We start from the raw sequence: 1,596 nt of genomic DNA, 5'->3' as shown, positions 1-1,596 counted from the left end.
CCCGGTCCTCTTTTTTTTGCCTCAATCCGCTTGTACCGGCGTCGCCGCAGTTTTCCCGACTACCGTGGTCCACGGCCGCACCTGCCATTGGGTCACTACGCCGTTGAGCACATAGGGATCCTTGTTGGCGAAATTCTCGGCGACTTCCGGCGAATCGCCGGTGAACAACAACAAGGCCTCATCTTCCGGATCGGCCAATGCGCCGCCGAGGATCAGTTCGCCGCGTTCGCTGGCTTCCCAGGCGAATTTGAGATGCTCGCTGCGAAACGGCTGTTTGGCGGTCTTGCTGTCTTTGACGAAGCGATAAAACAAGGCGTAATGCATGGCGACCTCTTTTTAGTGACGACAATGGGATAGCGTAAATTGTACGCTGACATTCCGCTGAATTTCATTGCGCTTCAAGAGCGCTTCAAAGCCCGCTTCAGCGCCCCTTTCACGGCTGTGTTCCTCAGTTGCAGTTTCAATAGGCGTCGGGTAACATCATTCGTCCGTCATGCCGGACGAATCAGGAAAATAACCGGCGGCGGCATTGTAGTGCTGTTGGTTTGCGACAATAAAAATAGTCGCCCGCAAGCCGCACAAAAAAAGAATACGTCAATACGTAATCAGTACACGGTGCACATGAAGGGGGCCGTATTTCAGTTATTCTTACCGCCGGGGGAACGGTGATCCGCCGACGCTTCGGCAGCATCGTCCGTGCATGCCGCATCTTGCTCACGACCTCGTTGTTCATGGCCTGCTCAGCAGGCGCGGTTCAGGCAGCCGGTCCCGATTGCTCGCGTCCCTATACCCTTGCTCTGCACGATCACGGCCTGTTGTACTCCGCCGATACCGACACCGGCATCGACAAGGACTTCGCCGATGAACTGATTCGTCGCAGCGGCTGCAAGGTCGGCGTCAGCCTGATGTCGCGCGTACGCATCTGGCAACTGATCGAATCGGGCGCGCTCGACTTCAGCCTGTCGGGTATCGCCAGTCCCGAGCGCCGTCGCTTCGCTTCTTTCGCCTGGTACTTCAGCAACAAGTATTACTTGCTGGTGCGCAAGGATGCCGGCATGCGCCAGCTGGTGGAGTTCGAACGCAGCGAGACCTTCCGGCTCGGCGTGATCCGCAGTTTCCGCTACAGCGCCTCGGCCAATCGCCTGGTCGACAAGCTGACGGCCGCCAACCGCGTGACCCAGGCCGGCGGCCTCGATCCGCTGTACCAGGCGCTGATGGCCAATCGTATCCAGGGCATGATCATGGAGCCGTTCGACTATCCGGTGGTGGAAGAGAAACACATCCGCGACGTCACTGCGATCATCGAATTCAACGATCCTTCGATCCCGCACGGATTGATCATGTCGAACAAGGCCTTGCCTCCCGGCGAGCGCGACAAGTGGCGTGCGCTGGTTGACGAGATGCGCGCTGACGGCACCGTCCGCCGCATCTTCGAAAAATATTTCCCGCCGGCACTGGCTGCCTCGATGCTCGACTTCCAGGCGCAGCCGTGAATTGGATACGCCAGATCCTGTTGCCGTTGGCGATCCTGATTGCCGGCTTATGCGTGACCTGGGTCGCTTGGGATCATGAACGCGAAGCCTCGCAGAAAGAGCT

General features: G+C 58.3%; 2 protein-coding genes. One reads left to right on the top strand and one right to left on the bottom strand.

What is annotated here, in order from left to right:
* Window positions 1–21: 21 nt before the first annotated feature.
* Complete coding sequence (locus HLUSI_RS0113520) at window positions 22–324, bottom strand: YciI-like protein (protein WP_016834483.1); 303 nt, start codon at window positions 322–324, stop codon at window positions 22–24.
* A 407-nt stretch (window positions 325–731) separates the two neighbouring features.
* On the opposite strand from HLUSI_RS0113520, the gene HLUSI_RS0113515 reads away from it, so the two are divergent.
* Entirely contained in the window at window positions 732–1,493 is a 762-nt protein-coding gene (locus tag HLUSI_RS0113515) for a substrate-binding periplasmic protein (protein ID WP_029363494.1), read from the top strand.
* The last annotated feature ends 103 nt before the right edge of the window (window positions 1,494–1,596 follow it).

Origin of the sequence: Herbaspirillum lusitanum P6-12, assembly GCF_000256565.1 — a bacterium.
Lineage (GTDB): Bacteria > Pseudomonadota > Gammaproteobacteria > Burkholderiales > Burkholderiaceae_D > Herbaspirillum > Herbaspirillum lusitanum.
The sequence above is the reverse complement of the archived record's forward strand: the minus strand, read 5'-3'. Positions and strand labels throughout refer to the sequence as shown.